Source organism: Kitasatospora sp. NPDC094019, from assembly GCF_044764505.1.
GTDB lineage: Bacteria > Actinomycetota > Actinomycetes > Streptomycetales > Streptomycetaceae > Kitasatospora.
Genome location: NZ_JBIWIF010000020.1, coordinates 155,368 through 171,566 on the forward strand (window position 1 = coordinate 155,368; position 16,199 = coordinate 171,566).

The following is a 16,199-nucleotide window of genomic DNA, read 5'->3' on the forward strand; positions in this document are numbered from 1 at the left end:
TGACGGACCGTCGGCGAACCGGGGCGGCGAGGGCCTCCCGAGCGGGCCGGAGGCAAATTCCGGCTGGTCGGGGGCGCCATAGGGGTTCGACAGGGGTTGGCTAGGGGGCCGGTGGGCCCGGGTGCCACGGAACGCTGAGGTCCGTCACCCGAGCCGCCGGCCCTCAGGAGTGGAACCGCCATGGCGCCCCTGGAACCCCTCGACCCGTCCGCACCGCAGTCCGGCCCGCCGGAGGCGGTGGCCGTCGTCGGCGCCGCCTGCCGCCTGCCCGGCGCGGCGGACCCCGAGGCGTTCTGGCGGCTGCTCGACAGCGGCACCAGCAGCGTCGGCGCCGTCCCGCCGGACCGGTTCGCCGACGCGGCGCGGCCGCGCCTGGCCGCCGGCTGGCTCGACCGGGTCGACGGCTTCGACGCCGAGTTCTTCGGCCTCGCGGCCGGCGAGGCGGCCGCCGCCGACCCGCAGCAGCGACTCGTGCTCGAACTCGCCTGGGAGGCCCTGGAGGAGGCCGGCATCCTTCCCGCCGCCCTGGCCGGCGAGCGGGCCGGCGTCTTCGTCGGCGCCATCGCCGGTGACTGGAGCACCCTCACCACGGGGGCCGACGCGATCACCCGGCACAGCCTCACCGGCGTCAACCGGGGCCTGATCGCCAACCGCGTCTCGCACGCCCTCGACCTGCGCGGTCCCAGCCTCACTGTCGACTCCGCGCAGTCCTCCTCGCTGGTCGCCGTCCACCTGGCGCTGGAGAGCCTGCGCACCGGCGAGTCGGACGTCGCCCTGGTCGCGGGCGTCAACCTCAACCTCGCCCCCGAGTCCACCCTCACCGTCGAGCGCTTCGGCGCCCTGTCGCCCGAGGGCCGCTGCGCCACCTTCGACGCCGGGGCCGACGGCTACGCGCGCGGCGAGGGCGCGGTGCTGCTGGTGCTGAAGCCGCTCGCCCGCGCCGTCGCCGACGGCGACCCCGTGCACGCCGTCCTGCTCGGCAGTGCCGTCAACAGCGACGGCGGGACGGACGGGCTGACCGTGCCGAGCGCCGACGCCCAGGCCGCCGTGATCCGGGCCGCCGCCCGGCGCGCGGACGTCGCCCCCGGACTGGTGCAGTACGTCGAGCTGCACGGGACCGGCACCCGGGTCGGCGACCCGGTCGAGGCCGCCGGTCTCGGGGCCGCCCTGGGCGCGGGGCGTCCGGCGGACCGGCCGCTGCTGGTCGGCTCGGCCAAGACCAACGTGGGCCATCTGGAGGGCGCGGCGGGCCTGGTCGGCCTGCTGAAGACGGTCCTGGCGGTGCGCCACCGCCGACTGCCCGCCAGCCTCAACTTCCGGACGCCGAACCCGGACATCGACTTCGACCGGCTCGGTCTCGCCGTCCGCACCGGGTCCGGGCCGTGGCCGGACCCGGAGGGCCGGCTGATCGCCGGGGTCAGCTCCTTCGGCGTGGGCGGGACCAATGCCCATGTCCTGGTCGCCGACGCCCCGGAGACGGTCCCGGGCGCGGCTCCGGCCGAGGCCGGGGGCGGCGTCCCGGCGGTGTCCGCGCCATGGCCCGTGCTGTGGCCGCTGTCCGCGCGGACCCCCGGCGGGCTGCGCGAACAGGCTTCCCGGCTGAGGGAGTTCGCGGAGCGGCGGGCGGAGCTGGCCCCGGCGGACCTCGGGCGGGCGCTGGCGACCACCCGGACCGCCTTCGAGTACCGGGCCGCCGTCACCGGCACCGACCGGTCCGGATTGCTCGCCGGTCTGGACGCCCTCGCCGGGGGCGGGCAGCTGCCGGGCCTGGTGCAGGGCCGGGCGGTGCCGTCGGCCCCGGGCCAGTCGGCCGGCACCGTACTGGTCTTCCCCGGCCAGGGCGCGCAGTGGGACGCCATGGCGCGCGAACTGCTCGACACCGCACCGGTGTTCGCCGCGAGGATCGCGGACTGCGAGCGGGCCCTCGCCCCGCATGTCGACTGGTCGCTGGACGCGGTGCTGCGCGGCCGGCCGGGAGCGCCCGGCCTGGACCGGGTCGACGTCGTCCAGCCCGCCCTGTTCGCCGTGATGGTGGCCCTGGCCGCGCTCTGGGAGGCGGCGGGCGTGCGGCCCGATGCCGTGATCGGCCACTCCCAGGGCGAGATCGCCGCCGCCCAGGTGGCCGGCGCGCTCTCGCTGGAGGACGCGGCCGCGGTGGTCGCGCTGCGGTCGAAGGCGATCGCCGGGCTCGGTCTGACCGGCCGGGGCGCGATGGCCGCCGTCCCGCTGCCCGTCGCCGAGGTCGAGGCCGCCATCGCCGCCGCGCCGGACCCGGGCCTGCTCGGCGTGGCCGCCGTCAACGGCCCCACCTCCACCGTGGTCTCGGGCGAGCGCGAGGCCGTCGAGGCGCTGGTCGAGCAGTACCGGGCGGAGGGCGTGCGGGCCAAGCTCGTCCCCGTCGACTACGCCTCGCACTCCGCGCAGATGGAGCCGCTGCGCGAGTCCCTGCCCGTGCTGCTGGCCGGGATCCGCCCGCGCAGCGGCAGCGTCGCCTTCTACTCGACGCTCACCGGCGGCCGCCTCGACACCGCCGTGCTGGACGGCGGGTACTGGTTCCGCAATCTGCGCGGTACCGTCCGGCTGGACCGGGCCGTGCGGGCCGCCCTGGCCGACGGCCACCGGGCCTTCGTCGAGAGCAGCCCGCATCCCGTACTCACCCTCGGACTGGGTGAGTTGACGGAGGGTGCGGCGGCGGTCACCGGCACGCTGCGGCGCGACCACGGCGGCCCGGACCAGTTCGCCGGCTCCGTCGCCGAGCTGTTCGCGCGCGGCGGCGCGGTCGACTGGCGCGTCTGGTCCGGGCCGGGGCAGCGGCTCACCGGTCTGCCGACGTACGCGTTCCAGCGCCGTCGGCTCTGGCTGCCGGACGGCGGGCCGGTCGCGGTGGCGACCGGGCCGGGCCGCGCGGCGATCGGGTCGGGCCGCGCGGTGGCCGAGGAGCCGGCCGACGTCCCGGCCCTCCCGGCGGACGGCCCGGAGGCCCCGGCCCTGGACGAGGCGGCCGCCCTGGCCGCCGTCCGCGCGGGCGCGGCGATCGTGCTCGGCGAGACCGGCGGGGCGGAGGCCGTGGACCCGGACCGGACCTTCAAGGACCTCGGCTTCGACTCCGTCGCCTCGGTCGAGTTCCGCGACCGCCTCGCGGGTTCCGTCGGCCGTGCCCTGCCGACCAGCCTGGTGTACGACCGGCCGACGCCGCGCGCCGTCGCGGCCTTCCTCGCCGAGCGGCCGGACGCCGGAGGTGCGGGTGCGGGTGCCGGTTCCGGTGCGGGTGCCGGTTCCGGTGCCGATCGTGGCACCGCCGCCGCGCGGGAGGCGGACGACCCGATCGCCGTGGTCGCCCTCAGTGGCCGCTGGCCGGGCGGCGCCGACACCCCCGAGCAGCTGTGGGAGCTGCTGCGCGACGGCCGGGACGCCATCGGCCCGTTCCCGGAGAACCGGGGCTGGGACCTCGACGCCCTGTTCGACCCGGACGGCGAGCGCCCCGGCACCTCCTACACCCGCCAGGGCGGATTCCTGTACGACGCCGACGAGTTCGACGGCGCCTTCTTCGGCCTCCCGCCGCGCGAGGCCGCCGCGACCGACCCCCAGCAGCGGCTGCTGCTGGAGTCCGCCTGGGAGCTGACCGAGCGGGCCGGCATCGTCCCGGCCGCCCTGCGCGGCAGCCGCACCGGCGTGTTCGTCGGCGTCATGCCGCAGGACTACGGGCCGCGGCTGCACGAGACGCCCGCCGGGTACGAGGGGCACGCCCTCACCGGCACCCTGACCTCCGTCGCCTCCGGCCGGCTGGCGTACGCGCTCGGCCTGGAGGGACCGGCCATCACCGTCGACACCGCCTGCTCCTCCTCGCTGGTCGCGATCCACCTGGCGGCGCAGGCGCTGCGCGCGGGGGAGTGCGACCTCGCCCTCGCGGGCGGTGTCACCGTGATGTCCTCGCCCGGCATGTTCACCGAGTTCAGCCGCCAGCGCGGTCTGGCGCCGGACGGCCGCTGCAAGCCCTTCGCCGCCGCCGCCGACGGGACGGCCTGGGCCGAGGGCGTCGGGCTGGTGCTGCTGGAGCGGCTCTCCGCGGCCCGCCGCAACGGGCACCGGGTGCTGGCGCTGGTGCGCGGCAGCGCGGTGAACCAGGACGGCGCCTCCAACGGGCTGACCGCCCCCAACGGCCCGGCGCAGGAGCGGGTGATCCGCCAGGCGCTGGACGCGGCCGGGCTCACCCCGGCCGAGGTGGACGCGGTGGAGGCGCACGGCACCGGCACCGCGCTCGGCGACCCGATCGAGGCCCGCGCGCTGCTCGCCACCTACGGGCAGCGCGGCCCGGGCGGAGCGCCGGTCCTGCTGGGCTCGGCGAAGTCCAACCTCGGGCACACCCAGGCCGCCGCCGGGGTCACCGGGGTGATCAAGCTGGTGCAGGCGCTGCGGCACGGCGAACTGCCGGGCACGCTGCACCTGGACGCGCCCTCGCCGCACGTCGACTGGTCGGCGGGCGCCGTGGAACTGCTCGACGGGACCCGGGCCTGGCCCGCCACCGGCCGGCCGCGCCGGGCGGCGGTGTCCTCGTTCGGGATCAGCGGCACCAACGCGCACCTGATCCTGGAGGCCGCGCCGGAGGAACTCGCGGAGCCCGCAGTGCCCGCCGTTCCCTCGGAGTCCGCCGTCCCCGCAGGGAGCGCCGTCCCGCTCGACGGCGTCCCGGTGGACGCCCCGCTGCTGCTGTCGGCCCGGACGCCCGCCGCTCTCCGGGCCCAGGCCGCCCGACTGCTGGACGCGGTCGCGCCCGACGCCCCCGGCGTCGCCCGGGCCCTCGCCACCGGCCGCACCCACTTCGCGCACCGGGCCGTCGTGCTCGGTGGCCCGGCCGGATCCCGCGCCGAGGCGCTGCGGGCGCTCGCCGAGGGCGCCGAGGACGCGCCCGGACTGCTCCGGGGCGAGGCCGCCCGCCCCTCCGGACTTGCCTTCCTCTACTCCGGCCAGGGCAGCCAGCGGCCCGGCGCCGGGCGCGAACTCCACGCGGCGGAGCCGGTGTTCCGGGCCGCGGTGGACGAGCTCGCGGAGCTGTTCGCCCCGCACCTGGACACCCCGCTCACCGAGGTGCTGTTCGCCGCGCCCGGCACCGCGCCGGCCGCGCTGCTGGACACCACCGCCTACACCCAGCCCGCCCTGTTCACCCTGCACGTCGCCCTGCACCGGCTCGCCGTGGAGGCGTACGGCCTGCGCCCCGAGCGGCTGATCGGCCACTCGATCGGCGAGTTGAGCGCCGCGCACCTGGCCGGGGTGATCGGCCTGCCCGACGCGGTGGCGCTGGTCGCCGCGCGCGGCCGGCTGATGGAGGCGCTCCCGGCGAACGGCGCGATGGCCGCGATCGGCGCCACCGAGGCCGAGGTGGCGCCCGAACTGGCGGAGCTCGCCGACCGGGTGGCGATCGCCGCCGTCAACGGCCCCTCCTCCGTGGTCCTCTCCGGCGACGAGGCCGAGGTCCGCCGCCTGGCCGAGGGCTGGCGGGCGCGCGGGCGGCGGGTCAAGCTGCTGACCGTCGGCCGGGCCTTCCACTCGCCGCACATGGACGCGGTGCTGGCGGAGTTCCGGGCGGTCGCGGAGCGGCTCGACTACCGGGAGCCGCACACCCCGGTGGTCTCCAACCTGCACGGCGGACTCGCCCGGGCCGGGGAACTGACCGACCCCGGGTACTGGGTGCGGCACGTCCGGGAGGCGGTCCGCTACCACGACGGCGTGCGCACCCTGGACCGCCTCGGCACCACCGCCTACCTCGAACTCGGCCCCGGCCCCGTGCTGACCGCCCTCGCCGAGGAGGCGCTGGCCGACGCCGACGCGGCCCGTCCCGTCCCGCCCGCACGGGTGTTCGCCCCGCTGCTGCGCGCCGGCCGGCCGGAGCGGGCGACCGTCGCCGAGGCGCTGGCCGGGCTGCACGTCCACGGGGTGCCGGTCGACTGGGCCGCCGCCCTGCCGGCCGCCCCCGGCGCCGACCGCCCCGACCTGCCCACCTACCCCTTCGAGCGCCGCCGGCACTGGCTGGACACGCCGACCGCGCACACCGCCGACGCCCCCGGCGGCCTGGCCCCGACCGGCCACCCGCTGCTTGCCGGAGTGACCGAACTCCCTGATAGCGAGGGCTGGTTGCTCGCCGGACGGATCTCGCTGCGGACCCACCCCTGGCTGGCCGACCACACCGTGGCCGGCACCGTGCTGCTGCCCGGCACCGCCTTCCTGGAGCTGGCCGTGCAGGCCGCGCTGCGGGCCGGCGCCGCCCGGGTGGAGACGCTGGACCTGGCCGCGCCGCTCGTCCTGTCGGCGGCGGCCAGGGCCGGGGTGCGGCTCCAGGTGCTGCTCGGCGCCGCCGACGAGGAGGGACGCCGACCGCTGCGGATCCGCTCCCAGCCCGACACCGGGGAGGCCGAGGGCGCCGACTGGACCACCCACGCCACCGGGGCCGTCGCCGTCGCCCCGGTGGAGCCCGCCGGGACGGCCGGACCCGACACCTCCGATTCCGCCGCCGTGCCCCCGGCCGCCGTCCCGCTCGACCTCGCCGACGCCTACGACCGCCTCGCCGGGCGCGGCTACCACTACGGCCCCGCCTTCCGGGGTCTCACCGCCGTCGCCGTCCACGGCGAGGAGCGCTACGCCGAGGTCACCGCGCCACCGGTGCTGCCGTCCGCCGAGGCCGGGGCCTACGCCCTGCACCCGGCGCTGCTGGACGCCGTGCTGCACGCCGTGGTCCTGGACGCCGACCGGACGGTGCTGCCGTTCTCCTGGCGGGACGTGACCGTCCACCGCGCCGGGACCGGGACCGGCGCCCTGCGGGCCCGGATCACCCCGGCCGGGCCCGACCGGGTCGCCCTGGCGCTGACCGACCCGGCCGGGCTGCCCGTCGCCACCGTCGGCGAGCTGACCCTGCGCGCCCCGGCGGCCGCCGGCCCGGACTCGCTGTACCGGCTGGACTGGCGCCCGCTCACCGCCGCCGACGCGCCGCCCGTCGACTGGGCCCTCCTGGCCGACCCCGCAGACCCCGCAGACCCCGCCGATGATCGGCCCGCCGCGCCGGTCCTCGCCTCCCTCGCCGAGGCCGCCCCCGGACAGCACGTGCTGGCCCCCGTCCGCACCGCCGAACAGGCCCTCGCCCTGCTGCACGGCTGGCTGGACGCCGCGCACACCGGCACCCTCGCCCTGCTCACCGAGCACGCCGTCGCCACCCACCCGGGCGAGGACGTGCCCGACCCGGCGGTCGGCGCGGTCTGGGGCCTGGTCCGCACCGCCCAGGCCGAACACCCCGACCGCTTCCTCCTCCTGGACACCGACACCGCCCCCGCGAGCCGCGACGCCCTCGGCGACGCCCTCGCCGCCGGGCTGCGCACCGCCGACGACGGCGAGCCCCAACTCGCCCTCCGCGCGGGCGAGATCCTCGTCCCCAGGCTCGCCCGCCCCGGGCCGGGCGACCGGCTCGACCCCGGCGCCGCCGACACCTGGCGGCTCGACACCGCCACCCCCGGCAGCCTGGACTCACTGGCCCTGCTGCCCGCCCCCGAGGCCCGGCGGCCGCTGGCCGAGGGCGAGGTCCGGATCGCCCTGCGCGCCGCCGGCCTCAACTTCCGGGACGTGCTGATCACCCTCGGTCTCTACCCCGGCGGCGCCCGGATCGGCGCCGAGGGAGCCGGCACCGTCCTGGAGACCGGCCCCGGCGTCACCGGACTGCGGCCCGGCGACCGGGTGATGGGCCTGGTGCAGGGCACCCTCGGTCCGGTCGCCGTCACCGATCACCGGCTGCTCCTGCCCGTCCCCGACGGCTGGAGCTGGGCCGAGGCCGCCACCGCCCCGGTCGCCTTCCTGACCGCCTACCACGGCCTCTACGACCTCGCCCGGCTGCGGCCCGGCGAGTCCGTGCTGATCCATGCCGCGACCGGCGGCGTCGGCCAGGCGGCCGTCCAACTCGCCGGCCACGGCGGCTCGGTGGTGCTCGCCACGGCAGGCCCCGGCAAGTGGGGCGTGCTGCGCGGGCTCGGCCTGGTCGGCGACCGGGTCGCCTCCAGCCGCACCCTCGACTTCGAGCCGGCCTTCCGCGCGGCCACCGGCGGCCGGGGTGTCGACGTCGTCCTCAACGCGCTGGCCCACGAGTTCACCGACGCCTCGCTGCGCCTGCTCGCCCCCGGCGGCCGGTTCGTCGAGATGGGCAAGACCGACCCGCGCGACCCGGAGACCGTCGCCGCCGACTACGACGGCGCCGCCTACCTGGCCTTCGACCTGTTCGACGTCGACCCCGACCGGATCGCCGGGATCCTCGCCGAACTCGCCGGGCTGTTCGCCGAGGGCGCGCTGCGCCCGCTGCCGGTCCACGCCCAGGACGCCCGGCAGGCCCCGCAGGCGCTGCGGCGGCTCAGCCAGGCCCGGCACACCGGCAAGCTCGCGCTCACCCTGCCCGCCCCGCTCGACCCCGAGGGCACCGTCCTCGTCACCGGCGGCACCGGCGCCCTCGGCCGGCTCGTCGCCCGCCGCCTGGTCGCCCGGCACGGCGTCCGGCACCTGCTGCTCGCGAGCCGGCGGGGACCGGAGGCCCCGGGCGTCGCCGAACTCGTCGCGGAGCTGGCGGAGTCGGGCGCCGAGGTGACCGTGCGGGCCGCCGATCTCGGCGACCGGGACGCCGTCGCGGCGCTGCTCGCGGCCGTCCCCGCCGAGCGGCCGCTGACCGCCGTCGTGCACACCGCCGGGGTCCTGGACGACGCCGTGCTCGGCTCGCTCACCGCCGAGCGGCTGCGGGCCGTCCGCCGCCCCAAGGCCGACGGCGCCCGGCACCTGGACGAGCTGACCCGCTCCCAGGACCTGGCCGCGTTCGTCCTGTTCTCCTCCGCGGTCGGCCTGCTGGGCAATCCCGGCCAGGCCAACTACGGCGCCGCCAACGCCGAGCTGGACGCGCTGGCGCAGCACCGGACGGTGCGCGGACTGCCCGCCGTCTCGCTCGCCTGGGGCCACTGGGCGCAGGCCGAGGGCGGTATGGCGGCGGGCCTCACCGCCGCCGAGCGGGAGCGGCTCGGCGCCACCGGTCTGGCGCCGATGACCGACGAGCAGGCACTCGCCCTGTTCGACGCCGCGCTCGGCTCCCCGACGGCCGGCCCGGGCACCCGGGGCGTCCCGGACGCGGCCCTGGTGGCCGCCCGGCTGGACCCGGCGGCCGTTCCCGCCGACCGGCTGGCGCCGGTGCTGCGCGGCCTCGCCCGGCACCGGTCCCGTCCGGCCGCCCGGGGCGGCGCCGACGGTCCGGCCGCGCTGCTGGCCCGGCTGGCCGGGCAGCCGCCCGCCGAGCGGGAGCGGCAGCTGCTGGCGCTGGTCCGCAGCACCGCCGCGGCTGTGCTCGGCCACCCGGACGCGACCGCGATCCGACCGGAACTCGGCTTCATGGACAGTGAGTTCGACTCCCTCGGGGTGATCGAGCTGCGGAACCGGATCAACACCGCGACCGGTCTGCGACTGCCCACCACCGCCCTGTTCGACCACCCCACCCCGGCCGCTCTCGCCGCCCACCTGGCCGAGCGGCTCGCCCCGCCACCGCCGGTGGCACCGGTGGCACCGGTCGAGGAGGCCGAACCCGCCGACACCGCGGCCGAGTTCGACCGGCTGGAGCGCGCCCTGACCGCCCTCGCCGCCGACCCGGCCGCCCGGGACGAGGCCGTCGACCGGCTCACCGCCCTGCTCGCCGCCCTGACCGGCCCGCCCGCCGCCGAAGGCGACGGCGAGGGCGGGGACGGCGACCTCGCCACCCGCATCACCGACGTCAGCGACGACGACATCTTCGACTTCATCGACAACGAGCTCGGCATTTCCTGAGAGAGGCACCGCAGAGATGAGCACCAACGAGCAGAAGCTGCGCGACTACCTCAACAAGGTTGCCGCCGAGCTGCACCAGACCCGCCGCCGCCTGCGCGACGCGGAGGCCCGCGCCGCCGTCACCGACCCCGCCGCCGACGGCGGGACCGGCCCCGGCGCGGAGGAGCCGATCGCCATCGTCGGCATGGCCTGCCGCTTCCCCGGCGGCGCCGACACCCCCGACGAGCTGTGGCGGCTGGTCACCGAGGAGCGCGACGTCGTCGGCCCCTTCCCCACCGACCGGGGCTGGGACCTCGACCACCTCTACGACCCGGACCCCGACCGGGCCGGCCGCAGCTACGCCCGCGAGGGCGGATTCCTCTACGACGCGGGCGAGTTCGACGCAGAGTTCTTCGGCATCTCGCCCCGCGAGGCGCTCGCCGCCGAACCCCAGCAGCGGCTGCTGCTGGAGACCGCCTGGCAGGCCCTGGAGGACGCCGCGATCGACCCGGCGGCCCTGCGCGGCACCCGCACCGGCGTGTTCGCGGGCGTCATCGCCCAGGAGTACGGGCCGAGCATGCACCACCTGCCCGCCGAGCAGACCGACGGCTACGTGCTGACCGGTACCACCACCTCCGTCGCCTCCGGCCGGATCGCCTACACCCTCGGCCTGGAGGGCCCGGCCGTCACCGTCGACACCGCCTGCTCCTCCTCGCTGGTCGCGCTGCACCTCGCCGCCCGCTCGCTGCGCTCCGGCGAGAGCTCGCTCGCCCTGGCCGGCGGCGCCACCGTGCTCGCCGCGCCGGGCATGTTCATCGAGTTCAGCCGTCAGCGCGGCCTGGCCGCCGACGGCCGCTGCAAGCCCTTCGCCGCCGCCGCCGACGGCACCGGCTGGGGCGAGGGCGCCGGCCTGCTGGTCCTGGAGCGGCTGTCCGACGCCCGCCGCAACGGCCACCGGGTGCTCGCCCTGCTGCGCGGCTCCGCCGTCAACCAGGACGGCCGCTCCAGCCAGCTCACCGCCCCGAGCGGCACCTCGCAGCAGCGCGTCATCCGGGCGGCGCTCGACTCCGCCGGGCTCACCACCGGGGACGTGGACGTCGTCGAGGCGCACGGCACCGGCACCCGGCTGGGTGACCCGATCGAGGCGCAGGCGTTGATCGCGACGTACGGGGCGGGTCGTAGTGCCGAGCAGCCGTTGTGGCTGGGTTCGGTGAAGTCGAACATCGGTCACACGCAGGCGGCGGCGGGTGTGGCGGGTGTGATCAAGTCGGTGCTGGCGATCCGGAACGGCGTGCTGCCGCGTACGTTGCACGTGGACGAGCCGTCGCCGCACGTGGACTGGTCGGCGGGGACGGTGGAGCTGCTGACCGAGCGGCGGGAGTGGCCGGCGCTGGAGCGTCCGCGCCGGGCCGCCGTGTCCGCGTTCGGTGTCTCCGGTACCAACGCCCATGTCATCGTCGAGCAGGCACCCGCAGAGGAGACCGCGCAGGTCGAGGTCGCCCCCGCCCCCGCCGTCCTCCCGTACGTGCTCTCCGCCCGCACCCCCGAGGCGCTCACCGCCCACGCTGCCCGGATCGCCGACCGGCTCCCCGGCACCCGGCCCGTCGACGCCGCGCACACCCTGGCCACCGGCCGGGCCGCGCTGGACGAGCGCGCCGTCGTCGTCGCCCCGGCGGACGACGCGGCCTCGGCCCTGCGCGCGCTCGACGGCCCCGGCGTCGTCCGCGGCCGGGCCGCCACCCCCGGCCGCACCGTCTTCGTCTTCCCCGGCCAGGGCTCCCAGTGGGCCGGCATGGCCGCCGGACTGCTCGACACCGAACCCGCCTTCGCCGCCGCCCTCACCCGCTGCGCCGAGGCCCTGGCCCCGCACACCGACTGGTCGCTGCTCGACGTCGTCCGCGGCGCCGCCGACGGCCCCGACCCGGACCGGGTGGACGTCGTCCAGCCGGTGCTGTGGGCGGTGATGGTCTCGCTCGCCGAACTCTGGCGGGCCTACGGCGTCCGCCCGGACGCCGTCGTCGGCCACAGCCAGGGCGAGGTCGCCGCCGCCTACGTCGCGGGCGGCCTCGACCTCGCCGACGCGGCCCGGATCGTCGCCCTGCGGGCCAAGTTGCTCGCCCGGATCTCCCACCGCGGCGGCATGGTCTCCGTGCCGCGCCCGCTCGCCGAGGTCGAACGGCGGATCGCCGCCTGGCCCGGCCGGCTCTCCATCGGCGTCGTCAACGGCCCGCAGGCCACCGTGGTCTCCGGCGACCTCGACGCGCTCGCCGAACTCACCGCCGCCTACACCGCCGAGGGCGCCACCGTCCGGCCCGTCAACATCGACTACGCCTCGCACTCCGCCCAGACCGAGGCGCTGCGCGAGGAACTCCTCACCCTGCTCGCCGACCTGCGGCCGCGCACCGGTACCGTGCCGCTGCTGTCCACCGTCACCGGGGACTGGCAGGACACCGCGGAGCTGGACGCCGGCTACTGGTACCGCAACCTGCGCCACACCGTCCGCTTCGAGCAGGCCACCCGCCGGCTCGCCGAAACCGGGCACACCGTGTTCGTGGAGGTCTCCCCGCACCCGGTGCTCACCGGCGCGATCGAGGACACCCTCGACGCCGCGGCCCCGGCCGCGTCCGCCGTCGTCACCGGCTCGCTGCGGCGCGGTCACGGCGGCCGCGAGCGCTGGCTCACCTCCGTCGCCGAGCTGTCCGTGCGCGGCATACCCGTCGACTGGACGGCCGCCTTCGCCGACGCCCGGCCCACGCACGCCGAACTGCCGGGCTACCCGTTCCAGCGGCAGCGCTACTGGCTGGACGCCAGCCGCTCCCCGGAGCTGACCGCCGCCCCGGGCGGGCCCGCCGGGGACAGCGTGTTCTGGGACCTCGTCGGCGAGCAGGACGCGGGCCGCCTCGGCGAGGCGATCGGCGTCGACGGCGACCGGCTGGTCCCCGTGCTGCCCGCGCTCGCCTCCTGGTGGGACCGGCGCCGCGCCGCGACGGCCGCCGACGGCTGGCGCCACCGCGTCGTCTGGCGGCCGGTCGCCACCCCGGCGCGGGCCGCGACCGGGGGCCGCTGGCTGCTCGTTCTCCCGGAGGACCTCGACCCGGCCGACCACCCCTGGGCGACCGGCCTCACCGAGGCGCTCGGCGCACACGGCGCCACCGCGCGGGTGCTCACCGCCGGCACCGACCGGCCCGCCCTGGCCGCCGAACTGGCCCGGACCACCGCCGAGGACGGCCCGGTCACCGGCGTCGTCTCCCTGTTGGCCCTGCGCCCCGGCGTCCACCCCGAACACCCCGAACTGCCATGGGCGCACGCCGCCCAGGTGGCCCTCGCCCAGGCCCTCGACGACGCGGCCGCGCCCGCCCCCGTCTGGTACCTCACCCGGGGCGCCGTCAGCACCGGGCCCGCCGACTCCGCGACCGACCCCGTCACCGCCCCCGAGCAGGCCCTCACCTGGGGCTTCGGCGCGATCCTGGCCGCCGAGCAGCCCGCCCTCCACGGCGGCCTGATCGACCTGCCCGCCGAGCCCGACCGGTACACCTGGCAGCAGGCCGCCGCACTGATCACCGACCGCTCGCCCGATCGGGAGAGCGAACTCGCGCTGCGCCCGGCCGGAGCCCTCGCCCGCCGGCTGGCCCCCGCCGCGCCGTCCGCCCCGGCGGAGCAGCCCTGGGAGCCGCGCGGCACCACCCTGATCACCGGTGGCACCGGCGCCCTCGGCGGCCACGTCGCCCGCTGGCTGGCCGCGCGCGGTGCCGAGCACCTGCTGCTGGTCGGCCGACGCGGGGCCGACGCGCCCGGAGCGGCCGTCCTGGAGGCCGAACTCGCCGCCCTCGGCGCCCGGGTGACCTTCGCCGCGGCCGACGTCGCCGACCGCGAGCAGCTCGCCGCCGTCCTCGCCGCGATCCCCGCCGACGTGCCGCTCGGCGCCGTCGTCCACACCGCCGCCGCCCTGCACGACGGCCTGCTGCCCACCCTCACCGCCGACCGGCTCGCCGCCGCCCTGCGCGCCAAGGCGGGCGCCGCCCGGCTGCTGCACGAGCTCACCGCGGACCTGCCGCTGAGCGCGTTCGTCCTGTTCTCCTCGCTCGCGGGCGTGGCCGGCATCCCGGGCCAGGCCAACTACGCCCCCGGCAACGCCTACCTGGACGCCCTCGCCGCCGAGCGCCGGGCGGCCGGACTCCCGGCCACCTCGATCGCCTGGGGCCACTGGGCGGGCGCCGGCATCGCCGCCGACGGCGCCGAACGGCAACTGCTCCGGCACGGCCTCGCCTCGCTGCCGCCCGCGCAGGCCGTCGAACTGCTCGGCGCGGCGCTCGACCGGGGCGAGAGCCACCTGGTCGTCGCCGACGTCGACTGGGCGGCGCTGTTCCGGGGCCGGGATCAGCGTCTGGTGGTCGAACTGCTGCCCCGCGACGACGTGGCCCGTTCGGCTCATCAGGGCGGCGGAGGCGCGGCCGCCGAGGCCGACCTCGTCGCCCGGCTCGGCGCGCTGCCCGCCGCCGAGCGCCGCCGCAGCCTGCTCGGCGTCGTCCGGGCCGAGGCCGCGGCCGTGCAGCGGCACCGCTCGGCGGACGCCGTCGACCCGGCCCGGGCCTTCCAGCAGCAGGGCTTCGACTCGCTGACGGCCGTCGAGTTCCGCAACCGCCTCGGCGCGGTCACCGGCCGACGCCTGCCCGCGACCGCGGTCTTCGACCACCCCACGCCCGCCGCGCTCGCCGACTGGCTGGCGGACGAACTGTGGGGCGCGGCCGACGCCGACCCGCAGGCCGACTCCCGGGCCGACCGGACGGCCGCCCCGGCCCACGGCGCGGCCGTCGACACCGATCCGATCGTCATCGTCGGTATGGCCTGCCGCTACCCCGGCGGCGTCGCCTCGCCGGAGGACCTCTGGCGGCTGGTGTCCGACGGCGTCGACGCGCTCACCGAGTTCCCGGCCGACCGGGGCTGGGACCTCGACGCCCTGTACTCGCCCGACGACCCCGACAAGCCCGGCACCTCCTACTCCCGGCACGGCGGATTCCTCGACGGCATCGGTGAGTTCGACGCCGAGTTCTTCGGCATCCCGCCGCGCGAGGCCCCCGCGATCGACCCGCAGCAGCGGCTGCTGCTGGAGACCACCTGGGAGCTCTTCGAGCGGGCCGGCCTCGACCCGGCCGCCCTGCGCGGCAGCCGGACCGGAGTCTTCGCGGGCATCTCCGGCCGCGACTACGCGAGCGGCGCCCAGCAGGTCCCGGCGGAGCTGGAGGCATACCTCGGCATCGGCAACGCGGGCAGCGTGGCCTCGGGCCGGATCTCCTACTCCTTCGGCTTCGAGGGCCCGGCGGTGACCGTGGACACGGCCTGCTCCTCGTCGCTGGTGGCGCTGCACCTGGCCGCGCAGTCACTGCGCTCGGGCGAGTCGGACCTCGCCGTCGCCGGCGGTGTGCTGCTGATGACCACCCCGACCACCTTCGTCGAGTTCTCCCGGCAGCGCGCGATGTCGCCCGACGGGCGGTGCAAGGCGTTCGCGGCGGGTGCCGACGGGACGGGCTGGGCGGAGGGTGTGGGCCTGCTGCTGGTGGAGCGGCTGTCGGACGCGCGTCGCAACGGTCATGAGGTGCTGGCGGTGCTGCGCGGTAGTGCGGTCAACCAGGACGGCGCCTCCAACGGCCTCACCGCGCCCAGCGGTCCTTCGCAGCAGCGGGTGATCCGGGCGGCGCTCGACTCCGCCGGGCTCACCGCCGCGGACGTCGACGTGGTGGAGGCGCACGGCACGGGCACCACCCTGGGCGACCCGATCGAGGCGCAGGCGCTGATCGCGACGTACGGGCAGGAGCGTTCGCCGGAACGGCCGTTGTGGTTGGGTTCGGTGAAGTCGAACATTGGTCACACCCAGGCGGCTGCCGGTGTGGCGGGTGTGATCAAGTCGGTGCTGGCGATCCGGCACGGGGTGCTGCCGCGCACGCTGCACGTGGACGAGCCGTCGCCGCACGTGGACTGGTCGGCGGGCACCGTCGAGCTGCTGACCGAGCAGCGGCAGTGGCCGGCGCTGGAGCGTCCGCGCCGGGCCGCCGTGTCCGCGTTCGGTGTCTCCGGCACCAACGCCCATGTCATCGTCGAGCAGGCCCCGGAGGAGGAGGCCGCGCCGGCGGAGGCTGCCGGGCCGACGGTGGACGGTGCGCTGCTGCCGTTCGTGGTGTCGGCCCGTTCGCCGGAAGCGCTGCGCGAACAGGGCGAGCGGGTGGCCGAGTTGGCCCTCACCGCCGATCCGGCGGACCTCGCCCAGTCGCTGGCCGTGGGCCGGGCGGCGTTGGAGGAGCGGGTGGTGGTGCTGGGGGATGCGGGGTTGCTGCGTGATCCCGAGGGTGCGGGTGTGGTGCGGGGTGTGGCGGGTTCGGGTGGTCTGGCGTTCCTGTTCT

The 16,199-nt window shown here is 77.7% G+C and carries 2 protein-coding genes and 1 pseudogene; all 3 read left to right on the forward strand.

Translation table 11 applies throughout. The features are described 5' to 3' along the window. Nucleotides 1-180 precede the first annotated feature (180 nt). On the forward strand, nt 181-9,825 hold the full coding sequence (locus ACIQ9P_RS32920; RefSeq protein ID WP_402364558.1) for a type I polyketide synthase: 9,645 nt from the start codon (nt 181-183) through the stop codon (nt 9,823-9,825). A gap of 16 nt (nt 9,826-9,841) precedes the next feature. Next, nucleotides 9,842-9,895: pseudogene (locus ACIQ9P_RS32925) on the forward strand (polyketide synthase docking domain-containing protein); the annotation flags it as partial. A 105-nt stretch (nt 9,896-10,000) separates the two neighbouring features. Then, nucleotides 10,001-16,199 (forward strand): type I polyketide synthase (locus ACIQ9P_RS32930; RefSeq protein WP_402364572.1); only part of this gene is annotated, 6,199 nt, incomplete at its 3' end.

Coding starts and splice junctions, on each gene's coding strand:
- ACIQ9P_RS32920 (WP_402364558.1), top strand. CDS start 181: ATGGCGCCCCTGGAACCCCTCGACCCGTCCGCACCGCAGTCCGGCCCG.